We start from the raw sequence: 24,126 nt of genomic DNA, 5'->3' as shown, positions 1-24,126 counted from the left end.
CCCGTCGTGGCCGAGCCGTCCGAGGACGGCTCGGCCAGTCGCTGCGCGTCAGGGGGTCACCCGGGTGGCTGGGCGGTCCCCGGGCAGGCCCGACATGTCGGCCTCGACCGGCGGCAACGGGGTGACGCCGAGGACGCTGCCGTCCGGGGCGTACGCGGTGAGCGTCGCCGGTTGGTCCGGGGGCACGGAGGCGCTGCCGGCGTTCGATGCGTCGAGGGCGACCGTGGCCGGGGGTGCGCCTTCGACGGTCACCGTGACGCGGGCCGCGCCCGGCGGGGCGATCACCCGCACCTGACCGGTCGGCGTGCGGGTGCCGTCGTCGCCCCGAACCCGCCAGCCGATCGGTCGCCTGTCGACGCCCTCGGCCGGCAGCAGCAGCCGCAGATCGGTCCACCAGCCGGTGCTTTCGTGGCCGTGCATCGCGTACGCGATCACTCCCCCACCGGCCGGCTGCACGGTGAGCAGAGCGGCGGCCCGGCCGTGTTCGTTGCCCGACCACCGCACCCGTACGGTCGTGCCGGCGGCCGGGAGGCGGCTGTCCTGTAGTGCCGTTTCCACGAAGGTGCGCAGGCTGGCGTCGTCGAGCGAAGCACCTCGCCGGGCGGCGGTCAGCAGGGCGTCCATCTCCGGCCCGTTGGGGTCGATCGCGGCGTACGGGCCACCGCCCAGGCCGCCCTGGTAGAACACCCGGTCGCCGCGGCTGACCCGGACCACGGGTTCGCTCGGAAGCGGCGTGGCGGGCAGGACGGCGAACCCGACTCCGGTGTCGTCAGCCGTAGCGAGGTTCTGGTACTCCAGGGTGCCCCTCGCCGTGTACCGAGGTTCGCCGGTGATCAACACGGTGGAGTCGGCCGGTCCGACGACGACAGCGAATCCGCCGGAACCGGCCTGCATCAGCGTCATCACCGGCTCGTCGGCGCCCTCGCTGTGGCCGCCGTAGCGCATCTGATCGGCGCTGCCGCCGGCCGGACCCACGTACCAGACCAGGGCCTCCCTGGTCAGCAGGCCCAGCCGCAGCGGCACCGCGACCAGCGCGACCCGGTGGCCCGGCTGGTCGCTGCCGTAGACCAGGCGGATCCGGTCGCTGTCGATCCTCCACCTGCCCACCCGGGTGTCGGTCCGCACCGCCGGCTCGGCGCTGATCCGCGCCCGCAGCGCGTCCAGCCAGGCGTGGTCACCGACCAGCGCACCCCGTGGCGGTGCGTCGACGAGCGCGGTCGGGGCGGCGGCGACGGCGATGCCCGGTGCCCACCCGGGCAGCGGCACCACGTTGGCCTGGACCCCGACGAGCGCGACCCCGACTGCGGCGGCCACCGCCGTCCGGATCAGCCGCGTCCGCTGGTGCCGTCGCTCGCGGCGCGCGAACATCGGCCACGGGTCCTCGGGTACATCGACTCCGTGCGCCGCCTGCCGAAGCGCGGGACCGAGCGTCGAACTCGCGAAGTCCTCGGTCATGCCAGTTCCTCCTCGAGCCGTACCGGGGGCTGTGCCGCGGGCGGGACGAAATCGACCCGCAGTCGGGCCAACCCGCGCGACGCCTGGCTCTTGACTGAGCCGACGGAGCAACCGAGGACCGTGGCGGTGTCGGCCTCGCTGAGGTCCTCGAAGTAGCGCAGCACGAGCACCGCCTGGGTTCTGGGCGGCAACCGTCGCAGCGCGGCCAGGAGCAGGTGGCGCTGCTCCACCTGCGCGTACGCGTCGTGCGCCGGTGTGCTGTCGGAGGTCAGCAGCGGCACCTCCAGCGGCCGCCGCCGACGTCGCCAGGAGATCGCCGTGTTGACCATCACCCGGCGTACGTAGACCTCGGGCGCATCCTTGCGCAGCACCCGCCCCCAGCGCCGGTGGGTCTTCTCCAACGCCGACTGCGTCAGATCCTCGGCTGTCCCCCGGTCGCCGGTGAGCAGGTAGGCCGTTCGGAGCAACGATCCCCACTGCCGTTGGACGAACAGCCGGAACTGATCGTCGTCCTCGTGCCGACTCACGCCACCTCCAGGTCGCATCCGCCCCGCGTACGCGGGGCGGATGCACTGTGAGACGCCGTCGACGACGCCCGAGGTTGAGTCGGCAGGGATGTGTCAGCCCCGGCCGGCCGACTCGCGGAGCATCACGTCGACCTCGGGGTCCGTCATGATCTCGCGGACCTCCTGTGCGCACCGGCACGCGGCGGCCATCTTGGCAGCCCACTCGAGAGCCTCCTCGCGGGTGGCCACGTCGACGATTGTGAGACCGCCGATGACCTCCTTGGTCTCCGGGAAGAGGCCATCGGTGACAGTGCCGTCGGTGGCCACGATGCTCGCCTGCTGCCGTTCGAGGCCGCCGCCGTACACCCACACGCCGGCGGTCACGGCCTCCTGGCTCACCGCGTGCGCGGCCTTGCCCACGTCGGGAAGATCCTCGGCCGGGATGTGGTCCATCGCGCCGTCGTTGAACGAGATCAGATACCGCGCCATCGCATGACTCCCTCTGTTCCGGCGGCACCCTTCGGCCGCCTCCCGCCTGGTCTACGAACGGCTCGTCGCGGATTCGACGGAGTGCCGGAAGAATTCTTACCCGGATCGTCGTCCCCCGGGTCGGTGCCGACCCGACACCGTCCGGACCCTGCACGGCAGGGCCCGGACGGAGGTGGGCGTCCTACCGCTAGAACCCGTCCCACTGGCGGGCGGAGCACTTCCAGGTCTTCCCGCCATCCTGCGAGATGCAGACCGCGAGGAACTTCCCGAGGAAGGGAAGGGTGAAGGTGAAGATGTGGGCCTTGGTCTTCGCGTACGGCACGCCGGACTTCTCGGCGATGTCGGCCAACGCCCACCCCGGGTCCGGCCGGTCCAGCGTCGCCACCCGGCGCAGCGACGGAATGTCCCCGCCGTCCAGGAGGGTCTGGATCTCGTCCGCCGACGGCTCACCGTCACCGGTCAAGGTCTCCACCGTGGACGGCCCGTCGACTGCCACACCGTTGACCTTCTCGAAGGCCGCCTTCGTGCCACCCACCGTTGTCTCGCCGGCCAGGTCGAGGGTGAAGGTCTGTTCGCCTCCCCGGCTCGCCAGGAGGCATTCCCAGACGGACTTGCCGCTGGCGACGCACATGGTCAGGCACCAGTTCCGGCCGCCGGGCACCGACGAGGCGAAGATCAGCGACGTCGCCGTCCCGCTGTCACCAGTGCCGTCGTACGTGCCGTCGGCGAGGTCGGCCATGGTCGTGCCGAGGATGTCCCGGCTGCCCGGCATCGTGCCGACGACCTTGACGCCGTCGACCTCCCTACCGGCGACGAGCGCTTCGAGCTGGTCGTCGGTGAGGTTCCGGCCGCCGGTGTCGACGGCCAGCACCGTGTCCAGGTCGCCGACGGGCCGACCGGTCAGGTCCTCGAGCTGGTGGAGCATCGTCCCCGGAGCACCGGGGTGGTCGGTGACCGTCGTCCGGGCCTCGTCCTCGGCGGCCTGTGACGGGGCGTACGAAGCTGTCAGCCCGACGATCAGGGCGGTCGTGACGATGGTGGCGCGCCTGGTGATGGTCCGCAGAGCTGTCATCGTGTCCTCATTCCGCTGTCTCGGTGATCGCTGTCGGCCGGGCTACCAGCGACACGTGACGAGGTCGCCCACTGTGTTCGGGGAACCCCACTCGCAGTGGTCGTCGATCCACTCACCGACATCGCTGATCGTGTCGACGATCCAGGCGAACACCGACTTGATCGCGCCCCAGAGGCTGAAGTAGACGACTGTCGTCTCCGGTGTGCCGCCGACCTCGTCGACGACGTCCTTCGTCGACATGGCGGGATCCGGCTTGTCGAGGGTGCCCAGCACCCGTACACCGGTGTCGTCCTTGCCGGCGAGCAACGCCTCGACCTGCTCCGGGGTCCGCTCCTTGCCGTCGTCGACCGCCACGATCGCGCGGTCGATCAGCACCTCCCGGCTGCCGCTGACGGCTTGGGCGATGGCGGCCATCTCGCCCAGCGTGAGGTCGTTTCCGAGCGCGGGACCGGTGAACCGCCGGACCGAGACGGCACCGGACGGGTCGATCTGGATCTCGGCGGCCGTGATCAGGTCGTCCGGCCCGAACGGGTCCCAGGCGAACGTCCACTGCCCGCCGAGGCAGCGGAACACACCGTGCACCCGACCCTCGGGCTCGGTCTCGGTGCGGTCGATTCCACCGCGTTCGTCGACGTACTGGACCACACAGTCGGTGCCCTTGCGCGGCGGCTTGTCGGTCTGGGCCACGGCAGCGGAGGACACGGTCAGCACCATCGCGCTGACCACCCCGACCACCGCGAGGCAGCGTGCCAAGCGACTCATCGAACACTCCATTCCTGGCGAGGGAAACTGGTGCTCGAAGGGTGCCGGCCCACGCTGAAACGGCCCGGAAAGCCCGCTGAAAGCGGGTGCGTCAGTGGAGCTGGGCGGTGTCGAGCTGTGCGAGGTCGACGCGGATCGCCTCGGCGTCGGCATCGCCGAGGTCGTCGAGGATGGTCAGGGCCCGACGCCACGCGGCACGGGCGGCGCCGAAGTCGGCGAGGGCCCGATGGCTGCGACCGAGATTGGCGTACGTGCTGGCTTCGGCGTAGCGGTCCTGAACCTGCGTGAAGAGTTCGAGGGCCTGCTCGTAGCAGGCGACCGCCCGCCGGTCGTCCCCGAGCTGGTGATGGGCGTGGCCGAGGCTGTCCCAGGTGTCGGCCTGCCCCTGGACGTCGTCCACCTCCCGCAACATCCCCAGCGCCGCACCGCACGACTCCAGGGCGCGGTGGTAGTTGCCGAGCAACGCCTCCTGCCAACCGACCGCGTTGAGGGTGTACCCCTGCCCGGCCCGATTGTCGATCCCCCGGAACAGGGTCAGCGCCCGCCGGGAATGGGTGAGCGCCTGCTGGTACCGCCCCTGGCGCTCCGCGAGCTGACCGAGGTTCAAACACGTGTGTGCCCGCCCGGCGTCGTCGCCGACGACGGTGAACAGGTCGAACGCCCGCCGCAGATGGTCGTCGGCCTCGTCGTACCGGCGGAGTCGGGAACAGGCGAGCCCGAGACTGCGGTGCGCGTGGCCCTGCCCGGTTTGGTCCCCGATGCGGGACGCCGCGGCGAGAGCGATCCGCTGCGTGCCGAGCCAGTCCTGCCAGTGCCCCTGCCGGTGCAGGAAGCCGGCCATGGTCCACGCGAGCCGCCAGGCGTGACCCTCGAAGCCGGATCGCGCCGCGAGCGGTACAGCGGCGAGCAGGACGGGGAGTTCGGCGGTGAACCACGCCGTGGCGGCCGCCTTGCTCCGGGGCCGTTCCGGCGTCACGCCCGCCCTCGGCGACGCGAGGCTGATCTCGCTGAAGTGCGGGTGCAGCACGAGGTCGGCGGCGTGGGCGGTGTGCAGGCAGTGGTCGAGCAGCCGGTGGACGGCGGCAGCACGTTCGGCCGGTGGTTCGGCCTCGTCGGCGAGGCCGGCGGCGTACGCGCGCAGCAGGTCGTGGAACGCGTAACGCCCGTAGGTGTGCTCGGTGAAGAGGTTCGCCCGGGTCAGTTCGGTGAGCACCGGACCGCTCGCCTGCGGGGCGACGCCGGCCAGGCTGGCCACGGCCGGGGCGGAGACGTCCGGGCCGGGGTGCAGGCTCAGCAGCCGGAACAGCCGGGCCGCTGGTGGGCTGAGCGTCCTACACGACCAGGAGAACACGGCCCGGACGTCGGTGGCCTCGTCTCCCCCGTCGAAGGCGTCCAGGTTGCCCAGCTCGCCGGCGACGGCGTCCAGGTTGCTCAGCTCGCTGGCGACAGCGGCCAACGAGAAGTGCCGGTTGGTGGCGGCTCTGGCCGCGACGATGGCCAGGGCGATGGGCAGCCGTGCGCACCGGTCGGCGATGTCGTCCGCTGCGGCGGGTTCGGCGGCGACCTGGCGCTCCCCGAGGCGACGGACCAGCAGGTCGCGGGCTTCGTCGGGGCTCAACAGGTCGAGGGGCACCGGTTGGGCGCTCTCGGTGACGACCAGCGGGACGAGCTGGTCGCGGCTGGTGACGATCGCCAGGCAGTCCGGTGAGCCGGGCAGCAGCGGCCGGACCTGTTCCGCGTCGCGCGCGTTGTCGAGCACGACGAGCAGACGTCGCCCCGCGACTGTCGTGCGGTACAGGCTCACCATCGCGTCCGGGTCGCTCGGCATCCGGGCCGCCGCCACGCCGAGCGCCTCCAGGAACCCGTGCAGCGCCCGCGCCGGCTCGGTCGGCGCGGCCCCCGGGTCGAAGCCGCGCAGGTTCACGTAGAGCTGACCGTCCGGGAAACGCGCGGCCACACGGTGCGCCCAGTGCACGGCAAGGGCGGTCTTGCCCACCCCCGCGGTACCGGAGATCACGACAGCGCCACCCCTGTCGACGAGCGCGTCGAGGGCGGCCAGCTCCGCGTCGCGTCCGGTGAACGTCGGCACGGGAGGAGGCAGCTGCGCCGCCACCGACACCTGGGCCGACGCGGACGGGGCGGGCGCGGCGATCGCGGTGTCCTGGCGCAGGATGGCGCACTCCAGATCGCGCAGCCGCAGGCTCGGGTCGATGCCGAGGTTCTCCCGGAGCGTGTCGCGCAGCCGCCGGTACGTGGCGACCGCTTCCCCCTGACGGCCGTCGCGGTACAGGGCGAGCATCAACTGCGCGTGCAGGTGCTCGTCGAACGGGTGCTCCCGGACGAGCCGTTCCAACCCGGGGACGAGTCGAGCGTGCTCGCCGACGGACAGCCGGGCCTCGGCGAGCGCCCGCTCGGCCTCCAACCGCAGGCGGGCCAGGTGCTCCGCCTGCTCCTCGAGCCAGGGTGACCCGGCCACGTCGGCCAGCGGCGGTCCACGCCACAGCGCCACCGCTGCGGTCAGGTACTCCACCCGCTCGTTGCGGTCCGTCGTCCGCCGGGCCAGGTCGAGGAGACGCTCGGCGGCCTGCACATCAGTGGACTCCGGCCCGGTGTCGAGCAGGTAACCGGGCTGGCGTGCCACGATCGATCCAGGCTCGCCGAGCACTCCGCGTAGGTAGGAGACGTGGCGTTGCAACGTGTTCGCGGCGGTGGCCGGGAGGTCGTCGCCCCAGACCACGTCGATCAGCCGGTCGACGCTCACCACCCGGCCCACGTGCAGCGCCAACGTCGCCAGCACCGCCCTGCGGCGCAGGCCGTTGACCGCCTGCGGCCCGTCGGCGACGACCACCTCCACCGGCCCGAGCAGCCGGACCCGTACGCCCGCGCCAGCCATCGAGATCACCGAATCAGGCTAGTTCCGGAGCCCGGCCCGCTCGATCTGTTCGTCGCGCAATGGACACGATCAACGGCTGACCTGGTTCATCAGCCGGTGTACTTGCCGTTGCGGGTGTCCCCCCACGTCCCGTCGTAGTGCACCTTGCGGTAACGGTGCACCGACCCCTTCTTGACCGCCTGCCAGTGGGCGTACGCCACCTCGTAGTCGTGGTGCTTGTAGTACTCGCCGAACGACTTGTAGTAGATCCGGTGTCGGGCGTACCCGCCGCAGTTGGCGAGGTAGCTGTAGGAGTACATCTTCATCCCGCCGAAGTCGGACGCGTAGTACGTCCTGGCCGGGTGCCACACCGACGACGGATTCGGGTACCCGGGCAACTCGGCCCAGTTGTACGAGTTCCAGTACAGGTCCCAGCAGGTCATCGTCGCCGCTGTGGACATTCCGCTCGACGTCGGCGCCACGAGGTCGTCGGCGACGACCGGGGACGCCACGATGGTCCGGTAGGCCAGCTCCGGTGGGGTCGGCGTGCCGGCCGGCGGTTCCGACAGCAGCACCCGGGGCACCGGCACCGACCTGGGCGTGATGGTCAGGTACGTCTGCAACATGCTCTGCTTGTCGTCGTACGCCAGGGGCGCGTTGCGGCCCATCTCACCGTCCTGACGAAGGCCCCAGTCGCCGGACAGTTCGTCGCGGGAGAACACCACCCGCACACCGTTGCGGTAGCCCAGCCGCGCCAGCTCGACGTCGCGGTCCACGGGCTCCTCGTCGTACACCCCTGGGGCCGCACCGCTGGCGGCGCTGGCCGGCGTGGCGTTCCACGCGGCCAGCGTCGGCAGGACGACCAGCACCGCGAGCAGTGCGCGTCCCGACAGCACTCTTGCCATCACAACTCCTCACCCGATCTATTGCGAGACGCGGACCCGGACGGTGCGCGCCTCGACGTGTCCGGGACATCCTTCGAGGCGAGGTTCAGAGCGTCGTCAAGGTGGCGTCAAAAGCGCTGGGTTTCGGTGTCGTAACGGCGACGCTCCCGTATGCGTGGCCGCCGGAACAGCGCCCAATGAAACGATGAACGCCCCGACGGATCGCGAATGGAGCCGGCGGTGCACCGTCGTGGTCGCCGCAGCCGGCTACGGCAAGACCTTCGCCGTGCGAGGCTGGCTGGGCGACCGCTCGGTGCGGTGGTGCGACGGCCCGGATGTGGCCGCCCTGGCGACGGCGGGACCGGAGTGGCTCACCTCCATCGGCGACCGATCCGCGATCGACCTGCCCGCCGACGAACCGAGCTGGCTCATCCTCGACGACGTTCCGCGACTCTCCCGCCGACGGCTACAGACCCTGCTGGACACCCTCGAACAGCTTCCCCCGCAACTCAGGGTCGTCCTGGTGACCCGCCACCCGCCGACACTGCCCCAGCGGCAGTCGGGGCTGCTCGCCGAGCACGGTCCGACGGATCTCCGGCTCTCGCCCGACCAGGTGGCGTCCGTACTCGCCGCCGACCACGGCCTCACCGACCCGGCGCTCGCGACCCGGATCCACGCCGCGACCGGTGGCTGGCCGGCGCTGGTCACCCTGGCTGCGGGGACGGCCGCCACCAGCGGGAACGTGGACGGCCCGGGAACGCCCCTGGAGTCCTACCTGGTGCGGGAGGTGTTCGCGGAGCTGCCGCCCGAAGTCCACCGACTGCTGCGGGACGCGGCGCACCTCGACCCGATCCACCCCGACCTGGCCGGCGTCCTCGGGCACCGGCACGGTGTTCATCGACTCGACCACCTGGCCCGCACCGGCATTCTCGTCCCGGTGACCGCGGGCGGGCACACGTACCGGATGGTGCCGGTCGTCGCCAGCGTCGCCCGCCACCATCTGCCCTTGGGCCCGGCAGCGACGCAACACCTGCACGCGAAAGCCGCAGCGTGGTACGCCGAGCACGGGCACCTCGTCCCGGCCCTCCGGTCGTACGGCAGATCTGGCGTTGCCGAGGCGGCGGCGCTGGTCCTCGACGGCCACGGCGCGGAGCTGATCGCCTCGGGCGGCGCCGAGGCCGTCGTCGACGCCTACCAGGCCCTTCCCGAGCACGCCCGGTCCGACGGGCTGCGGCTGCTCTACGGGGAGGCGCTTCAGATGCGTGGCGACTTCGACGCCGCACTCGCCGTGTACGCCGCGTTGGACGATCGGCGGAAGGCCCTCCCGGCCGGGCTCGCCTGGCAGTACGGCCTCGTGCACTACCTGCGCGGCGAACCGCAGACCGCGCTCGAGGTCTTCCAGCGCGGTCAGCTCGACCCCCAGCCGTCCACCGACAACGTGCGGCTGCTCGCCTGGACCGCCTCGGCGCAGTGGACGACCGGGAACGCCGAGGCGTGCCGGCGCAACGCCGAACGCGCCCTCGCGGCAGCGACAGCCGTCGGCGGCGACGCCGCATTCGCCGCCGCGCACACCGCCCTCGCCCTCGACGCCAAACTGCGTGGTGATCGGCCGGCCGCCGACGAGCATCACGAGAGGGCGCTGCGGGCCGCCGAGGCGGCGCGGGACACCATCCAGGTGACCCGCATCCGCGCCAACCGCGCGTCCGCCCTGGTCGGCGAGGGCCGATACCTCGAAGCGCTGGCCGAGGTACGGCCCGCTGTGGAGTTGGCCCACAGCAACGGGCACGCCGCGATGCTCGCGTTGGCGCTCTGCAACGAGGGCTCGGCCTACTTCCGCCTCGGTCAGCTCGCCGAGGCCAACGAGTGCTACGAACGCGCCGTGCCGCTGCTCCAGCGCATGGGCTCCCGCAAGGTGGCGTACCCCCTGGTGGGGATCGGCGACGTGCACGCGCTGCGGGGCCGGACCAACCTGGCGCGCGCGGCGTACGAGGAGGCGCTGCGCGCCAGCGAGCCCGTCGACGACCACCAGATCCAGGTGCCGGCGCTCGCCGGACTGGCCCGGGTGTTGGCCGCCGAGGACGGCGCCACGGCGTTCGCCCTGGCCCAACGCGCCGTCGAACTGGAACGCGGCCCCGACTCGGCGACCGCCCGACTCGCGCTCGGCTGGGTGGCGCTGGAGATCGGCGACCACGAGCGGGCGGCCACGGTGGCGCTGATGGCGTCCACCGCCGCCCGGCTGCACCGGGACCGCGCGGCACTCGCCGAGGCGTTGGAGCTTCGCGGGGCCGCCGCCGTCGACGCCGACGACACCCGCCAGGCCTGGCGGGAGGCGGCGGCGACCCTCCGCGACATCAGGTCCGCCGTGGCCGCGGACCGACTCGCGGTGCTGCTCAGCCGGCTGCCCGGCGCCGACCCCCAGGAACGCGTCGACGCCCTACGCGCCGCCGAGCGGCTGACCGCTGCCGGCGTACCGCCTCCGACTCTCAGCCGACATGGCCCGTGCCGCGTCGCACAGGTCACCGTCCGCACCCTCGGACGCTTCGAGGTGTACGTGGACGGCTCGCAGGTGCTGGCCACCGCATGGCAGTCACGCAAGGCACGGGACCTGCTGCGGATCCTCGCCTCCCGGCGGGGTCGCGCGGTGCCCCGGGAGCAGCTCGGCGAAATGCTCTGGCCCGCCCAGGACCCGGAGCGGGTCAGTCACCGGCTGTCCGTGGCCCTGTCCACCCTCCGCGGCGTCCTCGACCCAGAGCGCCGTACGTCGACCGACCACTTCATCATCGCCGCGCACCCCAGCCTCGCGCTCGACGTCGATCACGTCGAGCTGGATGTCGAGGAGTTCCTCACCGAAGCCGCACACGGCTTCCGGCTGGCCGAGCACGGTGAGACCGATGACGCGCGCGCCACGCTTCTCCTCGCCGAGCAGCGCTACCGGGGCGACTTCCTGGAGGACGAGCCGTACGACGACTGGTCCCGTCCGACCCGCGAGGAGGCACGTCGGGTCTACCTGCGCGTCGTACGCAAGCTGGCCTCGCTGGCCCACGGCGTCGACGAGACCGTCCGCCACCTCGGCCGTGCTCTCGAACTGGAGCCCTACGACGAGGGTGTGCACGGCGAGTTCGTCCGGACGTTGACGGCTGCGGGCCGGCACGGCGAGGCCGCCCAGGCGTACCGACGCTACGTGGAGGCGATGTCCGCGATCGGCATACCGGCTCAGGCGCGCGGCGACCTCTTCACGCCGGGCGGCAGTGTCGCATGAGGTAGGTGAGGCACCTCAAGAGACACCTCAGCTTGTATCGTACCGTCCGTGACACGCCGCTACGACTGGTCAGACGTCCGCGAACGGCTCGCGCGGCTGGCCGCCGCTCCCAGTGCCGATGATGTCTTCGGCTCCTCCAGTCACGGTTGGCAGCTTGAGCCGCCACTGCTGGCCGAGGAACTGGCCGAGGCCGAGACGCAACTCCAGGTGGAGCTACCCGGCGACTACCGGTCCTTCCTGTTGGAGGCGGGGAGGGGAGGCGCGGGGCCGGCCTACGGGCTGTTCCCCATGCGCCGCGTGAACGGACGGTGGCAGTGGGAAGGCGACGGCGCCACCCTCACCGACCTGGACACCCTCGGGCAGCCGTTCCCCCACGTCGAAGCGTTCAACCCTGCCGATGATCTACCCGAGCCACCAGACGAGGCGAACTACGACTCGGTGGACGAGTTCAACGCGGCTGAGGACGAGTACACGGAACAGCACGACGCCATCGTCTTCAAGCCCGAGCACTCGATCGGGTTGTTGTACCTGTGCCACCTCGGTTGCGCGCTGCGGGAGGCTCTCGTCGTCAGCGGCCCGGCGCGGGGGCAGATGTGGGCTGACGACACCGCCGACGATGGCGGCTTCTCGCCGCTCCGCGATGACGACGGGACGCCGCTCGACTTCACCCGGTGGTATAGGCGCTGGCTGAGCGAGTCGGAAACCAAGGTCCACCCTTGATGTCAGCTCCGGCAGCGGAACCCCCGCTGGTAGCTCTCAGTCGCGGATCCGGTTGAATGGATCCCAGCCGCCACACGTGGTCAGATATTCACCGAGAGTAGCTGGGCGGACGCGTCATGGAACCTGACACCCGGAGCGTCCACTCCTCGCTGGACGTGCCGGTAGCATGACTTTGAGGAGTATTACCAGGTAATCCCCTTGATCGCTGATCAAGACACAATAATGTGGACGGTCAGACATCTACATTCGCCCCTCGCCACGGATAGTAATTAGCTAGCCGGGGACGACGAGGGGAAACGATGAACGAAACGTTGGCGACGGCCATCTCCGATCACGGAGCGTTGGCCTTGGTGCTGGCCATCGCCGGGACGACGGCAGGGTTGCTACGCGCATACGTATCGCACCGAACACGCCTGCACGAGGAACGTGAGGCGTCGGCACGAACCGCCGCCCGGGCCACCTGGCTGACCAGGCTGGCGGAGGCCGACCACGACGTCGTGCGGATCGTGGAGCGCGACCGGGACGGGCATCGCGAGGTGGAGCTGGGCAGCCTCGACTCGGCTCGGCGCGACGCGACCAGGGAGGCCGCGTGACCGGGGTGGAGGGCACCGCCGCTCTGACACCGGAGCCGGTCGACAGCGAAGTGGCGCGCAGAGCGGAGGCCGCGCGCCTCAAGGCCGATCACGACCAGGAGTTCGCCACTTTCGCCGAGGACAGCTACCACACTGTGGAGGGGATTCTCCGCGCGGCGTGCTGGAACCGCGAGGTGGTTCAGGACGCGCTCAACGAGGCGTACCTGCACGGGCGCGTCCAGTGGCCCAAGATCCGCGCCTACGCCGAGCCGATCGGCTGGGTGATCATCACGGCTCGCAACAAGATCCGCAAGGAGCTGCAACGACGCCAGCGCGAAGCAGCGTTCGCGCCGGAGGACCTGCCGCCGGCACCGCACACCGATATCTCCGACGTGTGGGAAGCGCAGGAGATGCTGCGAAGCTGGCTGCACCGCCTGCCGTCGCGGCAGGCCGAGGTGTTCCAGATGTCTCGCAAGGGGTTCTCCAACCAGGACATCGCACGCATCCTCGGACTGGCCGAGAACAGCGTCCGCTCCTACAAGCTCGCTGCCCGCAAACGCCTGCAAGAGCTGGCCGAGGAGGCCGGCTACACGGCCTCGGAAGGCCGACGGCGCCAGGGAGGCAGCCGTGGACCTCGATGACATTCTGGCGTTGGCCGAGACCAGCCAACCCAGTCCGCTGGAACTCGCCCGTGCCCGCCGCGTGGCACGGGCCGCGCAGAGCGAGTACGACCTGGCCGTCGCCGACGGATACGAGATCATCGTCGATGCCGACCTCGTCGACCCGCTGACCGCGGCCGTCGACGAGGCGACCAGAGTCGCTCGTGCCGCGCAGCTCGCACAGCTCGGCACGATCACCTGGACGATCGGCGACCCCGGGCGTCTCTCCTGGTCGGACGAGATGGCGATGATATTCGGGCACGCGCCGGGGACACTGCGCCTCACCCCTGGAACACTTGCCCGCCTCGTTCATGCCGCAGACGTGGACCGAGTTCGCGAGGTCGTGCGAACGGCATGGCAACACCGCCACCCCGATGAGGTCACCTTCAGGGTGATCCAGCCGAGCGGCGCCGTGCGTCACGTGCACTGCCACATCGAGATCCTCACCGTCGACGGTGCACCGTCAGGGATCATCGCCACCGGCGCGGACGCCACAGCGCTCGAACTCGCCCGGCAGGAACGTCGCCGGCTCGCCACCCGTACCGACATGCTGTGTGCCGACCTGGGCGCGCTGGACCTCGTCAGCGGACTGCCGACCCGCAGCTGGCTGACCGACGAGGTCGACCGAACCCGCCGCACCACTGGCGGGGCACTCATCGTCGTGGCAACCGAACCCGCCACCCGGCTACCCGACGCGCTCACCGACGAGAACTCCGACCAACTGACGGCAGATGTCGCACGGCTCCTGCGAACGATCGTGGGCGACGAGGCGACCTGTGGCCTGGTCGGCTCCGGCCTCTGGGGCGTACTCCTCCCTCCGACCGCAGAGCACGCCGAGCCTCCCGAGACCCTGGCGGCCCGGCTCGTCGACACCTTCCGACGCCACCTTTTCAGCGTTCAGCACCGGACGGTGCGGCTCAACACGTGGGCGGGCCTCGTACGCTTCGGAAGCGACATCGCGGCGACCGGGTTCGACCTGCTCATCGACGGCGAACACGCGGCGCGCGACGCACGCCGCAACGGCTTCCCGACCCGCGTCCTGACCGAACCCGCGGCGACCGACGACCGGACAGACAAGTGCCGTTCGCAGGTACGGCAGGCAGTGTCCACCAACAGGTTCGCCCTCTATGCCCAGCCCATCGTCGACCTGCGACTCAACGAGGTCACCCGCCACGAGATCCTGCTGCGAGTCCGCAGCGACACGGGCGAGTCCGTGGCACCGTGGGCCTTCCTCGACATGGCCGAGCGCGTCGGCGAGATCCTCACCGTGGACAAGTGGGTCATCGACCATGCCCTCGAACTGATCGGCCGAGGGGCGCAGACCTCCCACTATCAGGTCAACATCTCCGGCAAGTCCCTCGCCGACCCGGGCCTGCTCACCTACGTGACCGAGGCGATCCGCCGACACGGGGTGAAGCCGGAATGCCTGACCTTCGAGATCACCGAAACCGCCCTCATCGAGAACCGGAACGAAGCCCTCGCCTTCGCAACGGGGATCAGAGAGATCGGCTGCCACCTCGCCCTTGACGACTTCGGTACGGGCTACGGCGCGCTCGCTCACCTGAAGTACCTTCCGGTCGACCTGGTGAAGATCGACGGCGTATTCATCGTCGACCTCTGCCGGTCGCCGGCCGACCAGGCCGTCGTCTCGAAGCTGGTGGAGCTCTGCCAGACGCTCGGCATCCGCGTTGCCGCCGAATACGTCCAGGACGAGGAGACGCTGGAATTTCTGAAGAGCTGCGGGGTCGACTTCGCCCAGGGCTACAAGACCGGACGACCCGAACCGCTCGACATAACCCCCGAGAAGGCGGTGCGGACGATCGAACTCGAACTGCGGCTCCCGCCGCAGCACAGCGCCATGGGCTGACCAGCGGACCGTCTACGCCCCTTGGGCGGACCGGCTGGTCAGCGGTTGGTGAAGCCGGGATGGGCATCAACCACCCCGCTGGCCCTCTGCACCAGGAGGTTGTCGTCCTCGACCCAGATGATCTCGCCAGGGTGCACGAGGACCGGTTGGTCCAGGACGAAGTGATGCCACCGATCGAGCAGTGTGAGGCGGTCAGCCTGTTCACGGCGGACGGGACGACGCTTTCTCGCTCCATCGTTCCGGCTTACAGGCGGCATGCGTGCGTCTTGATCGTGTGGACGAACGCGTCCCAGGCGGCCGGCGTGAAGCTCAACAGCCCAGCTTCGGGAGCCTTGGAGTCGCGGACGTCGACTCCGACGCCTCGGTCGCGGACTTCCACGCACTGACCGTTGTTGCCGGAACGGCTCGACGTGCGCCAGGCGTTACGTTGCATGCTTGCTCAGCTCCCTGATGAACGTGACCGACTCGGTGGGCGACATCGCCAGCATCTTCAGATTGTCGTACGCCGCCGACAGCCGCGCCAGGTCGCGACTCGACTCCAGGAACAGCTCGCCCGCCAGGGTTTCGATGTAGCCCAGTGGCGGCTCGTCCGGCTCGAAGCTGAGTAGGACGAAGCCACTGCTGTCGGCCAGGTGAGCACCGGCTTCGAAACGCAGCACCTGGATCGTCACGTTCGGCAGCCGACTCGCCCTGGTCACCGCCGGTCGAATCGCACCTGCCGGAGACACGGATCCGCCTCGCCGCCCGGGAAGCGCTGACGTCCGTGCTCCGTGCCGGACCAACGGCGGCCGACGTGGTCCGCCTGGCCGGCACCATCGGACTGGCCCGGCAATAGGTGCTCAGGACGTCAGCTCGCGGTGCCTGGCCAGACCGTCACGCGGATCTTCCACCCGCCACTCATGGGTTCGACGAACTCGACGAAGGCGACATGCAGGTCACCTCGCGTGCGGACGCAGTACCGACTCCCCTTGACGTATGTGGAGTCGGTCGTCGCGAAGCTGCTGAGCAACGAAAGGCAGTCCTGCCGTTGCGGCGTGCCGGATCGATCCCACTTCGCCAGGCCCGACCAGACCGGATAGCTGCGTATCGAGTTGCCGCTGTCGTAGATGTCGATGCTCGGGTCCGGGCCTGTCGCCACAGTCGGTGGGTCCGCGTCGAGGTCGGCACCGTTGTTGTTGAACAGCAGCTCGTGGGGTCCCGCGCCCGCGCCCTGCACCGAACCCGCATCCGTCGGCGTTGTCGGGACGCCAACCGGGCCCGCCGAACTGGGCGCGGCGCTCGGCGCAGCGGCACCTTGCGGACCGTCGGCTGCGCCGAAGCCGCCGACCTGATAGACGAAGGCTGCGACGCCTACGATCGCGGTGACCAGGCCCGCGATGGCGGTGAGCATTCCGACCATCGATTCCCAGAACGGTGCCCGCGGTCCGGAGCGGTGCTGCGGATCGCTCACACTCTTCCTCCCGCCACGGGCTTTCGGGCTGATCATCGCACGACCCGACCACTCGGCACCGACCACTCAGCCCGACCCTGTGACCGATACCTTCGGTGTGCCGGACATCGACAGTCGTAGGATGCCCGCCGTGGGATATTCGGTCTGGCCCTCTGGCCGTCTGCACCTACCGGAGTCGGACGACCTCGCGGCAGCCGCCGCCGCCAAAGCCGCCATGGCCGAACAGGGTGGTTGGTACGAACCCGATGCGTCTCGGTCGGACGAAACACTCGTCGACCTGGCGTGCGAGGCACGCGCGTCCATCACCCGCGACGGCGACTGGATCGAGTTCGATCATGACGATGAGGGTGACCCCAAGTGGTCGAAACAGGCCATTGCCTTCTACGTCGCGATCGCGCCGTTCGTCCACTCCGGGGTCGTCTACATCGAGGGCGAAGACGGCGCCCGCTGGTCCTATGTCTATGAAGCTGGGCAGATGACTCAACAGGGTTGGAGTGGTTGGGACGGATCCGTCGAGCCGTTCGGCACGTACGTAGATCTCCCAGACCAGGATCACCGATAGCTGCGGTAGCCGCCGTCAGTTCGGCGCGAGCAGTCGGATCTCGCAGCGGACACCGCTGGCCTTGGCGAGCCGACCATCGCCGGGGCTGTTGCATGACGGATCGGGCCGATCGCCCCGAGTAGCGGCTTCTGACCTGCCCTATCCCGAGTCCCGCTGACGTCGCCGCAGCAACACTGCTGACACCAGACTGCCCACACCGACGACCGCCCACGCCGCGGCAAATGCCCAACGCCACGGCGAGGGGTCTCCGATGGCCACGACCACCCACCCGGCGGCCAGTAAGAGCCAGATGCCTCCCATGACGAAACCCTGCTTCGGCGTCTTTGCTGTCTGCCACCACGGGTTTTTGGCTGGCTTCATATAGGCGATCTTCGCACCCATCACGGACCCGCGCCGCCCTGCCACCTACCGCGCCTCGGCGTGAAGCCATATCCACCGTGAGTCCGCACATCGTGGAACGGACCTCGTCGGCCCAAGGGGCAACCGACGCCCGATCGACACCTACGCCAAGCCCTGACCGGGCGGCGGGCGGTGCTGCTGCGGTCTTAGTGCGGACCTCTGCCCGGATGTCGATGCTGTTCGCCTGGTACGTCGACAGCATGGCTGACCAGGGGAAACTGTTGGTGGGGCGGGCGGGACTCGAACCCGCGACCGAGGGATTATGAGTCCCCTGCTCTAACCGGCTGAGCTACCGCCCCTCACACCGCGCCGGATCTTATCCCGACCGGTGGATCACGGGCCAGCAGCGTTCCGGCCCCACCTCATCACCGCCGTCGTCGCATCAGCAGCACGATGGGCAACGCGAGGATAACAGTGAGCACCCACCCGACCACGATGACGCCCCAGAACCACGTGTCGTCCTCCGAGCCTTCCTCGGCGACGAACATGCCGATGGTGAGTAGCAGGAAGACGCCGCCCATGAGCAGGGTGCCGAGCCCGCTGAGCACCATCACCGGAACCTCCCACCAGGAACGCCTGGCGGGTTCGGGCTGGCGCTCGATGGGCTTGGGCTGTGGGATCTGGTCGGCGCTGCGGGCCGGCATGGTGACGTGCCGGTCGGCCGGCACGCCGGCGTCGATGGCCTGGATCGTCCCCGGGGGCAGGCCGAGCATGGTCGGCTCGATGTGCAGCACGATGGCGTCCGCGCCGATGAGTTGGCGTGCGCCGTCGGGCCAGGCGAGCATGGCGGCGCAGTCGGCGTAACGGACGGTCAGGGGCCCGTCCGTCTGCAGGTACGTGACACCGTCGACGCCGAGGCGGATGCCACCGGCGCCTTCCCGGGCGCGGTACGTGGGGCCGTCGACGGTGTCGGCGGAGTGGGTGGGTGCGGCGGTGAAGCCGGCCCAGTCGGCGGTGTGACCGCCGGGCACCATGAGCAGCGCCGAGGCCATCACCTCGCCGGCCACGTCGTGCAGGTCCGCGATGCTGACGGCCTTCAGCTCGGCCCGGTATTCGTCAAGGGTGAGGTTCGGCTGCCCGGTCAGCAGGTTGAGGGCGTACCCGGGTAGTCGTGCGGCGTCCACCTCGGTGGTGGCCAGGAGATCTTCCCTCTTGGCGATGGTGGCGTCGAGGTCCGCCTGTTCGATCCGGCCGACCCGCATCTTGGCGAGTACGTCGATGAAGCCGCCGAGCACGGCGTCCTGCTTCTCCGCCAGCGCGTCGGCGAGTGCCCGCAGTGTGGCGTACCCGTCGCCGCGCGGCTCGTACCCGGTGGTGGTGGTGTAGGACAGGCCGGCGTCCTGGCGCAGCGACCGGTACAGCTCGCGTTCCAGTACGCCGGCGAAGGTGCTGGCGGCGGTGGTGCGGCGTACCACCGAGTCGAGCACCACGGCGCGGGCGCCGCTGACGAAGTACGCGGGGGTGGTCGGCAGTGCCGACGACGCCACCGGCACCGGCTGCCGGACCCCGCTCGGCAGGGCGAGCCGTAGACCGGTGGGCACCCGGTCACCGGCGATCCAGAGCACGGCGTTCTCCCGGGTGAACCAGCGGGCCACCCATTGCCGCAGGTCGTCTGCGGTGAACGCGCTCAGGCCCCATTCCGGATAGCTGCTCAGGCCGAAGTCGCGGGCACCGTAGCGCCACAGCGGGATGTCGTCGACGGCGGCGGAGCCTCGGCTGCTCCACTCGGTGCGCAGGATCTCCTTCTCGACGTCGAGCCGCGCGACCGGCAGGTCGGAGAGGTGCCCGCAGACGGCGGTGAGGAACGCCGCGATGTCCGCCTCGGAGCCCTGGGTGTGGAACGTGGTGAACGCCGGAGCTGTCGCGCCGTTGACGTGGTAGTCGGCCAGGCCGAGCGGGGCGAGCGCGAGGTGCTCGATGAGGTGGGTGATGCCGGAGCGGGCGAGCGTCTCGTCGGCGGTGCCGACCCGGAAGGTCAGCCCGGCGTGCATCGGCCCGCCGGTGGGGGCGAGCAGCGTGGGCACCCCGTCCACGTCCAGATGCTGGATCATGAACGACCACCCTTCGCGTACGCCTTGGCGCGGTACTTGGTGAAGCCCTCGGCTTCGTCGACATAGGCCCAGGGGTATTCGCTGCCCAGGTTGCCGAGGACCGTGAACTGGCTGGCGGCGGCGGACCACTGCTCGGTCAGGCTGAACATCAGCGCGAACGTCGAGCGGACCCAGACCCAGTCAGCCTTGTCGACGTAGTCGGGGTGCAGCACCGACCGTTGGCCGCATCGCATGATCTCGTCCACGACGGGGGTGCTGCGCAGGTACTCCGTGCGCTCCCGTTCGGTGTCGAATTCCAGCCAGCGTTCCAGGTGCGCCTCGGCGACGATCGCGGCGTTGGGTGCCCCGTCGGGCGCGGCCTGGGCGCATTCGCGGGCGAAGCCGAAGGCCCGGTCCCAGTCGCCGCTCCACTTCGGGCAGAGCTGTTGGAGCAGGCTGGCCTGCGCGGGCAGGTGGTGGGGGTGGTGCCGCGCGAGTCTGTCGTAGCGGCGACGCGTCTCGTTCTGGCCGAGTTGCAGGCCCCGGGCGAGGGTGATCCGCTGTGTCCAGGCCGCCGCGTCGTCCTCGTGCCGGGCGGTGACATCGATCAACACCTGCTCAGCTCGCCGCAGGTGGTCGTGGAACTTGTCGAACTGGCTGCGGCTGACGTGCTGAGCCCGGGCGGCACTGCGAATCCGCCAACCGGTGCGGATGAGGCAGTTGCCGAGCAGCGTACCGGCGAGGGCGTCGGTGGGGTCGTTGTCGTACACCCGCCGTAGGAACGGCTCGGTCCCTTCGTGGTCCCCGGCGGCGGAGACCAGCAGCGTCCGATGGGCGGGGTCGCGGTCGGCGAACAGCGCGCGGACGGCGGGCCAGTCGGCGGCGTCGAGCGCCTTGCGTAGGTCGTTGACCTCGGGGTACGCGGCACCAGCATCGAAGGTGGGGGCTGGCAGAGGGGCGGGCATGGCGGGGATCATAGGTGATCAACAAGGCCCGCGTGGCCCCCGTTTCGAGCCGAGCTCAGCCCGCGCGCAACTCCTCCAACACCGCTCCGGCGGCACGCCAGCCGCTGGCGAGAGCGCCCTGGATGGACGGGCTGTCCCGGTGGTCACCGGCCACGAACAGCCCCTCTCCCATCGACACGGGTTTGCGCAGCCGCCCCTGCGGTGGTGGCGCGGCGGGTAGCGCCTGCGGCACGGCGACCGTGGTGAGGTGTGTCCAGTCGGCGGTGGACTGACCGTACAGCCGGGTCAACTCGGCCCGGATGGTCGGCTCGGGTGGGGCGGTCGGGCCGACCACGGAGGTGGCGATCAGGTGCCGCCCGGCCGGCGCGTAGGTCGGTGCGGCGTTGCTGAGCACCACTGTGTTCGCCACGACCTCGCGCCGGTCGCCGTCGACGAGCAGGATCGGTTCGGTGAGCGGCGGCTCGGGAGCGCTGTGGTAGTAGGTGGTGTAGCTGTGCATGCGTACCGTCGTCACTGCCGGAAGCAGCGCGGGCGCGGCGGGTGGGTCGACGGCGACCACGACGGCCCGGCAGCGGATGTCGCCGGCCTGGGTGCGGACCCGGCCGGAGGCGACCTCGGCGACCGGGGTGTCCAGGTCGAGCAGGTCGGCGGGGAGCGGGGCGGCGATGGCCCGGGGCAGCGCGGCCATCCCCTCGGCGGGCAGGCCGATGCGGCCGCGGGCGAAGGAGCGCACCACCATCGCGAGTACGTGACTGGATGTGGCCAACTCCCGGTCGATGAACACACCGGACAGGAAGGGTCGCAGCAGCTCCTCGATGATCGCGTCGGAGAGGCCCGCCCGCCGTAGTGCCGTCTCGGCGCTGGTCTCCGGTGCGGCGAGGAGCCGGGCCGCGGGCAGTGCGGCGCAGCCGGCGGCGAGCGCGGCGAAACGCAGCCGGTCGCGCAGCGAGCCGACGCCGGCGAGCGCGGTACCCGGGGCGCCGGTCGGTTCGCGCAGCGGGTTGACCAGCCGCAACAGGTCGTCGCCCTTGCGGACCAGCACGCCGGAGGTGAAGTACCGGAGGTCGAGGCGGTCGGTGTCGAGCAGTGTGCCGAGCCGTGGGTACGCGGTGTTGAGCACCTGGAAGCCCCGGTCGATGAGGTAGCCGTCGACCACGTCGGTGGCGACCCGGCCGCCGAGCCGACCGCTGGCCTCCAGCAACCGCCAGGGCACCCCGGCGCGGTGCAGCCGGCGGGCGGCGGCGAGCCCGGCCAGGCCTCCGCCGACGACGACCACGTCGGTCTCAGCCAGCATCACGTGCCTCCCGCTCACCGTTCGCCCGGGACAACCGGCCCGGCCACCAGATCTTCGGCCCGATGTCGTACGCCAGTGCGGGCACCAGCAACGACCGGACGACGATGGTGTCGATCAGTACCCCGATCGCGACCGCCGTACCCAACTCGACCAACACCACGAGCGGCAGGACGGCGAGGGCGGAGAACGTCGCGGCGAGCACGATGCCGGCGGAGGTGATCACCCCGCCGGTGACGGCGAGGCCGGCGAGCACACCGGCGCGGGTGCCCCGCCGGACCGACTCCTCGCGGACCCGGCTCATCAGGAAGATGTTGTAGTCGATCCCCAGGGCGACCAGGAACACGAACGCGAACAGCGGGAACGACGAGTCCACGCCGGGGAAGTCGAAGACGTGGCGGAACAGCAGCGCGCAGAGGCCAAGGGTCGCGGCGAAGCTGAGCAGGACGGTGGCGATCAGCAGCACCGGGGCGAGCAGCGCCCGCAGCAGCAGGGCCAGGATCACCGCGATGACCACCAACACCACCGGGATGATGACGTTCTGGTCGCGCTTCGCGGCGTCCGAGGTGTCCACGTTGATCGCGGTGAAGCCACCGACCACGGCGTCCGCCCCCGGCACCTGGTGTACGGCGACGCGCAGCTCGCGGATGGTCCGCTCGGCACCGTCGCTGTCAGGTGGATCGGTGAGGGTGGCCTCCAGTTGCACCCGCCCGTCGACGACCTTCGGTGCGGCGTTCGGATTCGGCGGGCCGGTCTGCGGGCCGGCGGAGAGAGGGCGGACGTCGGCGACGCCGCGTACGCCCTGCGCCACCTGGGCGACCTGCCGAGCGGTCTGTTCGGTGGTGAAGATGGTGGCCGGGCTGCCCGTGCCGGCCGGGTAGTGCCGGGAGATCACCTCCTGGCCGTCGACCGAGTCGACGCGTTGGGTGAACAGGTCGGACTGGCCGAGTGTGGTCGCGCCGAGCTGGGTGAGACCGAGCGTGAGGAGGGCCAGCACCACAGCGGTGCTCAGCCAGATCGGCCGGGCGTGCCGGGCCACGAAGCCGGCGATGCGACTCCAGATGCCGTGCTCCAGGCGCGGGTCGACCTGGTCCTCGCGGGGCCGCCGGGGCCAGAACGCCCACCGGCCGCCGAGCACCAGCAGCGCGGGCAGGAAGGTGAGCATCACCAGCAGGGTGGCGGCGATGCCGATGGCGGCGACCGGGCCGAGCGCCCGGTTGGAGTTGAGGCTGGACAGCAGCAGGCAGAGCAGGCTGACGATGACGGTGCCGCCGGACGCGATGATGGCCGGCGCGGCACCCTTCCAGGCGGCGCGCATGGCGGCCCAGGGGCGGTCGTGGCGGTGCAACTCCTCCCGATAGCGGGCGATGAGCAGCAACGCGTAGTCGGTGCCGGCACCGAAGACCAGCACGGTGAGGATGCCCTGGGCCTGCCCGTTGAGCTTGAGCACGTCCGCGTCGGCCAGCAGGTAGACGAAGACCGAGGCCAGGGCGTACGACATCCCGGCGGCCAGCAGCGGAAAGATCCAGAGCACCGGGCTGCGGTAGACGACCAACAGGATGATCAGCACCACGACCAGGGTGACCAGCAGCAGTGGCCCGTCGATGGCGGAGAACACCTCGATCAGGTCGGCGAGCAGGCCGGCCGGGCCGGAGACGTCCACGGTCAGGCCGTCCCGGTCCCCGCCGGTGATGTCGCGCAACTGTTCGACGACGGTGCCGATCTCATCCCCCTCGGCGTCGTCCACGGGTACGACGACCTGGACGGCCTGGCCGTCCTCGCTGGGGATGGGTGGTGGCAGCGGCGTGACCACGCCGGGCACCTGGGCGAACCGAGCCGCGTCGGCGCTCACCCGCTGCCGGTCCGCGTCGGTGATCCCGGAGGGGCGCTCGTAGACGACCAGAGCCGGGATGGTCTCCCGGTCGACGAACTCGCCGGCGAGGTCCTGCGCCCGGGTCGCCTCGGCGTCGGTGGGCAGGAAGGCGGCGTTGTCGTTGGTGGCGACCTCGCTGAGGCGTCCGGCGTACGGGCCGGCCACACCACCGATCACCAGCCAGGCCAGCACAACCGCCACCGCGACCAGTGTGGCCCTGCCACCTCGTCCGGACATGCGTACTCACCCCAAGGATCGGCGCGTCGATCGACGCAGCGGAAGCCTGGGTCGACATCGACCATCCTGCCGGCCGGGCGGCCGCAAAGCGGGCCAAACTTCACATTCCGCAGGACGGTTTCCTGTTCGACGCGACGGTGGGGGACAATGTCCGGTTCGCCCGGCCGGAGCTGACCGACGAGCAGTTGGCTGTCGCCTTCAC

General features: G+C 70.6%; 20 protein-coding genes, 1 tRNA gene and 1 pseudogene. 7 read left to right on the top strand and 15 right to left on the bottom strand.

Annotated features, from left to right (window positions below):
• Positions 1–48: 48 nt before the first annotated feature.
• The 7 genes from ACWCO3_RS10650 to ACWCO3_RS10620 form a co-directional block, all read right to left on the bottom strand.
• Positions 49–1,455: a hypothetical protein gene (locus tag ACWCO3_RS10650; protein ID WP_450009574.1), complete on the bottom strand. Its 1,407-nt coding sequence runs from the start codon at positions 1,453–1,455 to the stop codon at positions 49–51.
• Entirely contained in the window at positions 1,452–1,982 is a 531-nt protein-coding gene (locus ACWCO3_RS10645) for a SigE family RNA polymerase sigma factor (protein ID WP_450009572.1), read from the bottom strand. Before ACWCO3_RS10645 ends, ACWCO3_RS10650 begins: the two co-directional genes overlap by 4 nt.
• A gap of 93 nt (positions 1,983–2,075) precedes the next feature.
• The gene (locus ACWCO3_RS10640; RefSeq protein ID WP_450009570.1) at positions 2,076–2,450 is read right to left on the bottom strand and encodes a YciI family protein; all 375 of its coding nucleotides are present in this window, start codon (positions 2,448–2,450) and stop codon (positions 2,076–2,078) included.
• Positions 2,451–2,637: 187 nt separating this feature from the next.
• The gene (locus ACWCO3_RS10635; protein ID WP_450009568.1) at positions 2,638–3,522 is read right to left on the bottom strand and encodes a hypothetical protein; all 885 of its coding nucleotides are present in this window, start codon (positions 3,520–3,522) and stop codon (positions 2,638–2,640) included.
• A 42-nt stretch (positions 3,523–3,564) separates the two neighbouring features.
• On the bottom strand, positions 3,565–4,284 hold the full coding sequence (locus ACWCO3_RS10630) for a hypothetical protein (protein WP_145779495.1): 720 nt from the start codon (positions 4,282–4,284) through the stop codon (positions 3,565–3,567).
• A 91-nt stretch (positions 4,285–4,375) separates the two neighbouring features.
• Positions 4,376–7,177 carry a BTAD domain-containing putative transcriptional regulator gene (locus ACWCO3_RS10625; RefSeq protein WP_450009576.1) on the bottom strand — a complete coding sequence of 934 codons (2,802 nt, stop codon included), beginning with the start codon at positions 7,175–7,177 and terminating at the stop codon, positions 4,376–4,378.
• An 89-nt stretch (positions 7,178–7,266) separates the two neighbouring features.
• Positions 7,267–8,061, bottom strand: a complete 795-nt coding sequence (locus tag ACWCO3_RS10620; RefSeq protein ID WP_145779494.1) for a hypothetical protein — start codon at positions 8,059–8,061, stop codon at positions 7,267–7,269.
• Positions 8,062–8,245: 184 nt separating this feature from the next.
• Between ACWCO3_RS10620 and ACWCO3_RS10615 the strand changes: the two genes are divergently transcribed.
• From ACWCO3_RS10615 to ACWCO3_RS10595, 5 genes are all read left to right on the top strand, one after another.
• The gene (locus ACWCO3_RS10615; RefSeq protein WP_450009566.1) at positions 8,246–11,299 is read left to right on the top strand and encodes a BTAD domain-containing putative transcriptional regulator; all 3,054 of its coding nucleotides are present in this window, start codon (positions 8,246–8,248) and stop codon (positions 11,297–11,299) included.
• Between the two features lie 48 nt (positions 11,300–11,347).
• Positions 11,348–12,019, top strand: coding sequence for an SMI1/KNR4 family protein (locus ACWCO3_RS10610; protein WP_450009564.1), 672 nt, complete (start codon positions 11,348–11,350; stop codon positions 12,017–12,019).
• A gap of 299 nt (positions 12,020–12,318) precedes the next feature.
• Complete coding sequence (locus tag ACWCO3_RS10605) at positions 12,319–12,612, top strand: hypothetical protein (protein WP_450009562.1); 294 nt, start codon at positions 12,319–12,321, stop codon at positions 12,610–12,612.
• Positions 12,609–13,232 (top strand): RNA polymerase sigma factor, encoded by a 624-nt coding sequence (locus tag ACWCO3_RS10600; RefSeq protein WP_450009560.1) that lies wholly within the window; start codon positions 12,609–12,611, stop codon positions 13,230–13,232. Before ACWCO3_RS10605 ends, ACWCO3_RS10600 begins: the two co-directional genes overlap by 4 nt.
• Positions 13,219–15,117: an EAL domain-containing protein gene (locus ACWCO3_RS10595; RefSeq protein ID WP_450009558.1), complete on the top strand. Its 1,899-nt coding sequence runs from the start codon at positions 13,219–13,221 to the stop codon at positions 15,115–15,117. Before ACWCO3_RS10600 ends, ACWCO3_RS10595 begins: the two co-directional genes overlap by 14 nt.
• A 244-nt stretch (positions 15,118–15,361) precedes the next feature.
• Here ACWCO3_RS10595 and ACWCO3_RS10590 read toward each other — a convergent pair whose 3' ends face one another.
• From ACWCO3_RS10590 to ACWCO3_RS10580, 3 genes are all read right to left on the bottom strand, one after another.
• On the bottom strand, positions 15,362–15,550 hold the full coding sequence (locus ACWCO3_RS10590; RefSeq protein ID WP_450009556.1) for a DUF397 domain-containing protein: 189 nt from the start codon (positions 15,548–15,550) through the stop codon (positions 15,362–15,364).
• Positions 15,540–15,815 carry a Scr1 family TA system antitoxin-like transcriptional regulator gene (locus ACWCO3_RS10585; protein WP_450009554.1) on the bottom strand — a complete coding sequence of 92 codons (276 nt, stop codon included), beginning with the start codon at positions 15,813–15,815 and terminating at the stop codon, positions 15,540–15,542. Before ACWCO3_RS10585 ends, ACWCO3_RS10590 begins: the two co-directional genes overlap by 11 nt.
• A gap of 149 nt (positions 15,816–15,964) precedes the next feature.
• Positions 15,965–16,507: a hypothetical protein gene (locus tag ACWCO3_RS10580; protein WP_450009552.1), complete on the bottom strand. Its 543-nt coding sequence runs from the start codon at positions 16,505–16,507 to the stop codon at positions 15,965–15,967.
• On the opposite strand from ACWCO3_RS10580, the gene ACWCO3_RS10575 reads away from it, so the two are divergent.
• Entirely contained in the window at positions 16,494–17,129 is a 636-nt protein-coding gene (locus tag ACWCO3_RS10575; RefSeq protein ID WP_450009550.1) for a hypothetical protein, read from the top strand. The genes ACWCO3_RS10580 and ACWCO3_RS10575 overlap by 14 nt on opposite strands.
• Positions 17,130–17,750: 621 nt before the next feature.
• Here the strand turns inward: ACWCO3_RS10575 and ACWCO3_RS10570 are convergent.
• From ACWCO3_RS10570 to ACWCO3_RS10550, 5 genes are all read right to left on the bottom strand, one after another.
• Positions 17,751–17,827: transfer RNA gene (locus ACWCO3_RS10570), tRNA-Ile, on the bottom strand.
• A gap of 66 nt (positions 17,828–17,893) precedes the next feature.
• Positions 17,894–19,579 (bottom strand): M16 family metallopeptidase, encoded by a 1,686-nt coding sequence (locus tag ACWCO3_RS10565; protein WP_358078402.1) that lies wholly within the window; start codon positions 19,577–19,579, stop codon positions 17,894–17,896.
• Positions 19,576–20,523, bottom strand: a complete 948-nt coding sequence (locus ACWCO3_RS10560) for a tetratricopeptide repeat protein (RefSeq protein WP_357936210.1) — start codon at positions 20,521–20,523, stop codon at positions 19,576–19,578. Before ACWCO3_RS10560 ends, ACWCO3_RS10565 begins: the two co-directional genes overlap by 4 nt.
• A 55-nt stretch (positions 20,524–20,578) precedes the next feature.
• Positions 20,579–21,817: an NAD(P)/FAD-dependent oxidoreductase gene (locus tag ACWCO3_RS10555; RefSeq protein ID WP_450009547.1), complete on the bottom strand. Its 1,239-nt coding sequence runs from the start codon at positions 21,815–21,817 to the stop codon at positions 20,579–20,581.
• On the bottom strand, positions 21,807–23,924 hold the full coding sequence (locus ACWCO3_RS10550) for an MMPL family transporter (RefSeq protein WP_450009545.1): 2,118 nt from the start codon (positions 23,922–23,924) through the stop codon (positions 21,807–21,809). The genes ACWCO3_RS10555 and ACWCO3_RS10550 overlap by 11 nt, the downstream gene beginning before the upstream one ends.
• Here ACWCO3_RS10550 and ACWCO3_RS10545 point away from each other — a divergent pair.
• A pseudogene (locus ACWCO3_RS10545) lies at positions 23,897–24,126 on the top strand (hypothetical protein); the annotation flags it as partial. The gene ACWCO3_RS10550 and the pseudogene ACWCO3_RS10545 sit on opposite strands and share 28 nt — an antisense overlap.

The organism is Micromonospora sp. NPDC002411 (assembly GCF_053592955.1).
Note: the sequence above shows the minus strand (reverse complement) of the source record. Positions and strands in the feature narration are given on the sequence as shown.

Excerpts from the sequence above, each read along its gene's own strand:
- ACWCO3_RS10650 (WP_450009574.1), bottom strand. The coding sequence starts at position 1,455 with ATGACCGAGGACTTCGCGAGTTCGACGCTCGGTCCCGCGCTTCGGCAG.
- ACWCO3_RS10640 (WP_450009570.1), bottom strand. The coding sequence starts at position 2,450 with ATGGCGCGGTATCTGATCTCGTTCAACGACGGCGCGATGGACCACATC.
- ACWCO3_RS10635 (WP_450009568.1), bottom strand. The coding sequence starts at position 3,522 with ATGACAGCTCTGCGGACCATCACCAGGCGCGCCACCATCGTCACGACC.
- ACWCO3_RS10630 (WP_145779495.1), bottom strand. The coding sequence starts at position 4,284 with ATGAGTCGCTTGGCACGCTGCCTCGCGGTGGTCGGGGTGGTCAGCGCG.
- ACWCO3_RS10625 (WP_450009576.1), bottom strand. The coding sequence starts at position 7,177 with ATGGCTGGCGCGGGCGTACGGGTCCGGCTGCTCGGGCCGGTGGAGGTG.
- ACWCO3_RS10620 (WP_145779494.1), bottom strand. The coding sequence starts at position 8,061 with ATGGCAAGAGTGCTGTCGGGACGCGCACTGCTCGCGGTGCTGGTCGTC.
- ACWCO3_RS10615 (WP_450009566.1), top strand. The coding sequence starts at position 8,246 with ATGAACGCCCCGACGGATCGCGAATGGAGCCGGCGGTGCACCGTCGTG.
- ACWCO3_RS10605 (WP_450009562.1), top strand. The coding sequence starts at position 12,319 with ATGAACGAAACGTTGGCGACGGCCATCTCCGATCACGGAGCGTTGGCC.
- ACWCO3_RS10590 (WP_450009556.1), bottom strand. The coding sequence starts at position 15,550 with ATGCAACGTAACGCCTGGCGCACGTCGAGCCGTTCCGGCAACAACGGT.
- ACWCO3_RS10575 (WP_450009550.1), top strand. The coding sequence starts at position 16,494 with ATGGCGGTGAGCATTCCGACCATCGATTCCCAGAACGGTGCCCGCGGT.
- ACWCO3_RS10580 (WP_450009552.1), bottom strand. The coding sequence starts at position 16,507 with ATGCTCACCGCCATCGCGGGCCTGGTCACCGCGATCGTAGGCGTCGCA.
- ACWCO3_RS10565 (WP_358078402.1), bottom strand. The coding sequence starts at position 19,579 with ATGATCCAGCATCTGGACGTGGACGGGGTGCCCACGCTGCTCGCCCCC.
- ACWCO3_RS10560 (WP_357936210.1), bottom strand. The coding sequence starts at position 20,523 with ATGCCCGCCCCTCTGCCAGCCCCCACCTTCGATGCTGGTGCCGCGTAC.
- ACWCO3_RS10555 (WP_450009547.1), bottom strand. The coding sequence starts at position 21,817 with ATGCTGGCTGAGACCGACGTGGTCGTCGTCGGCGGAGGCCTGGCCGGG.
- ACWCO3_RS10550 (WP_450009545.1), bottom strand. The coding sequence starts at position 23,924 with ATGTCCGGACGAGGTGGCAGGGCCACACTGGTCGCGGTGGCGGTTGTG.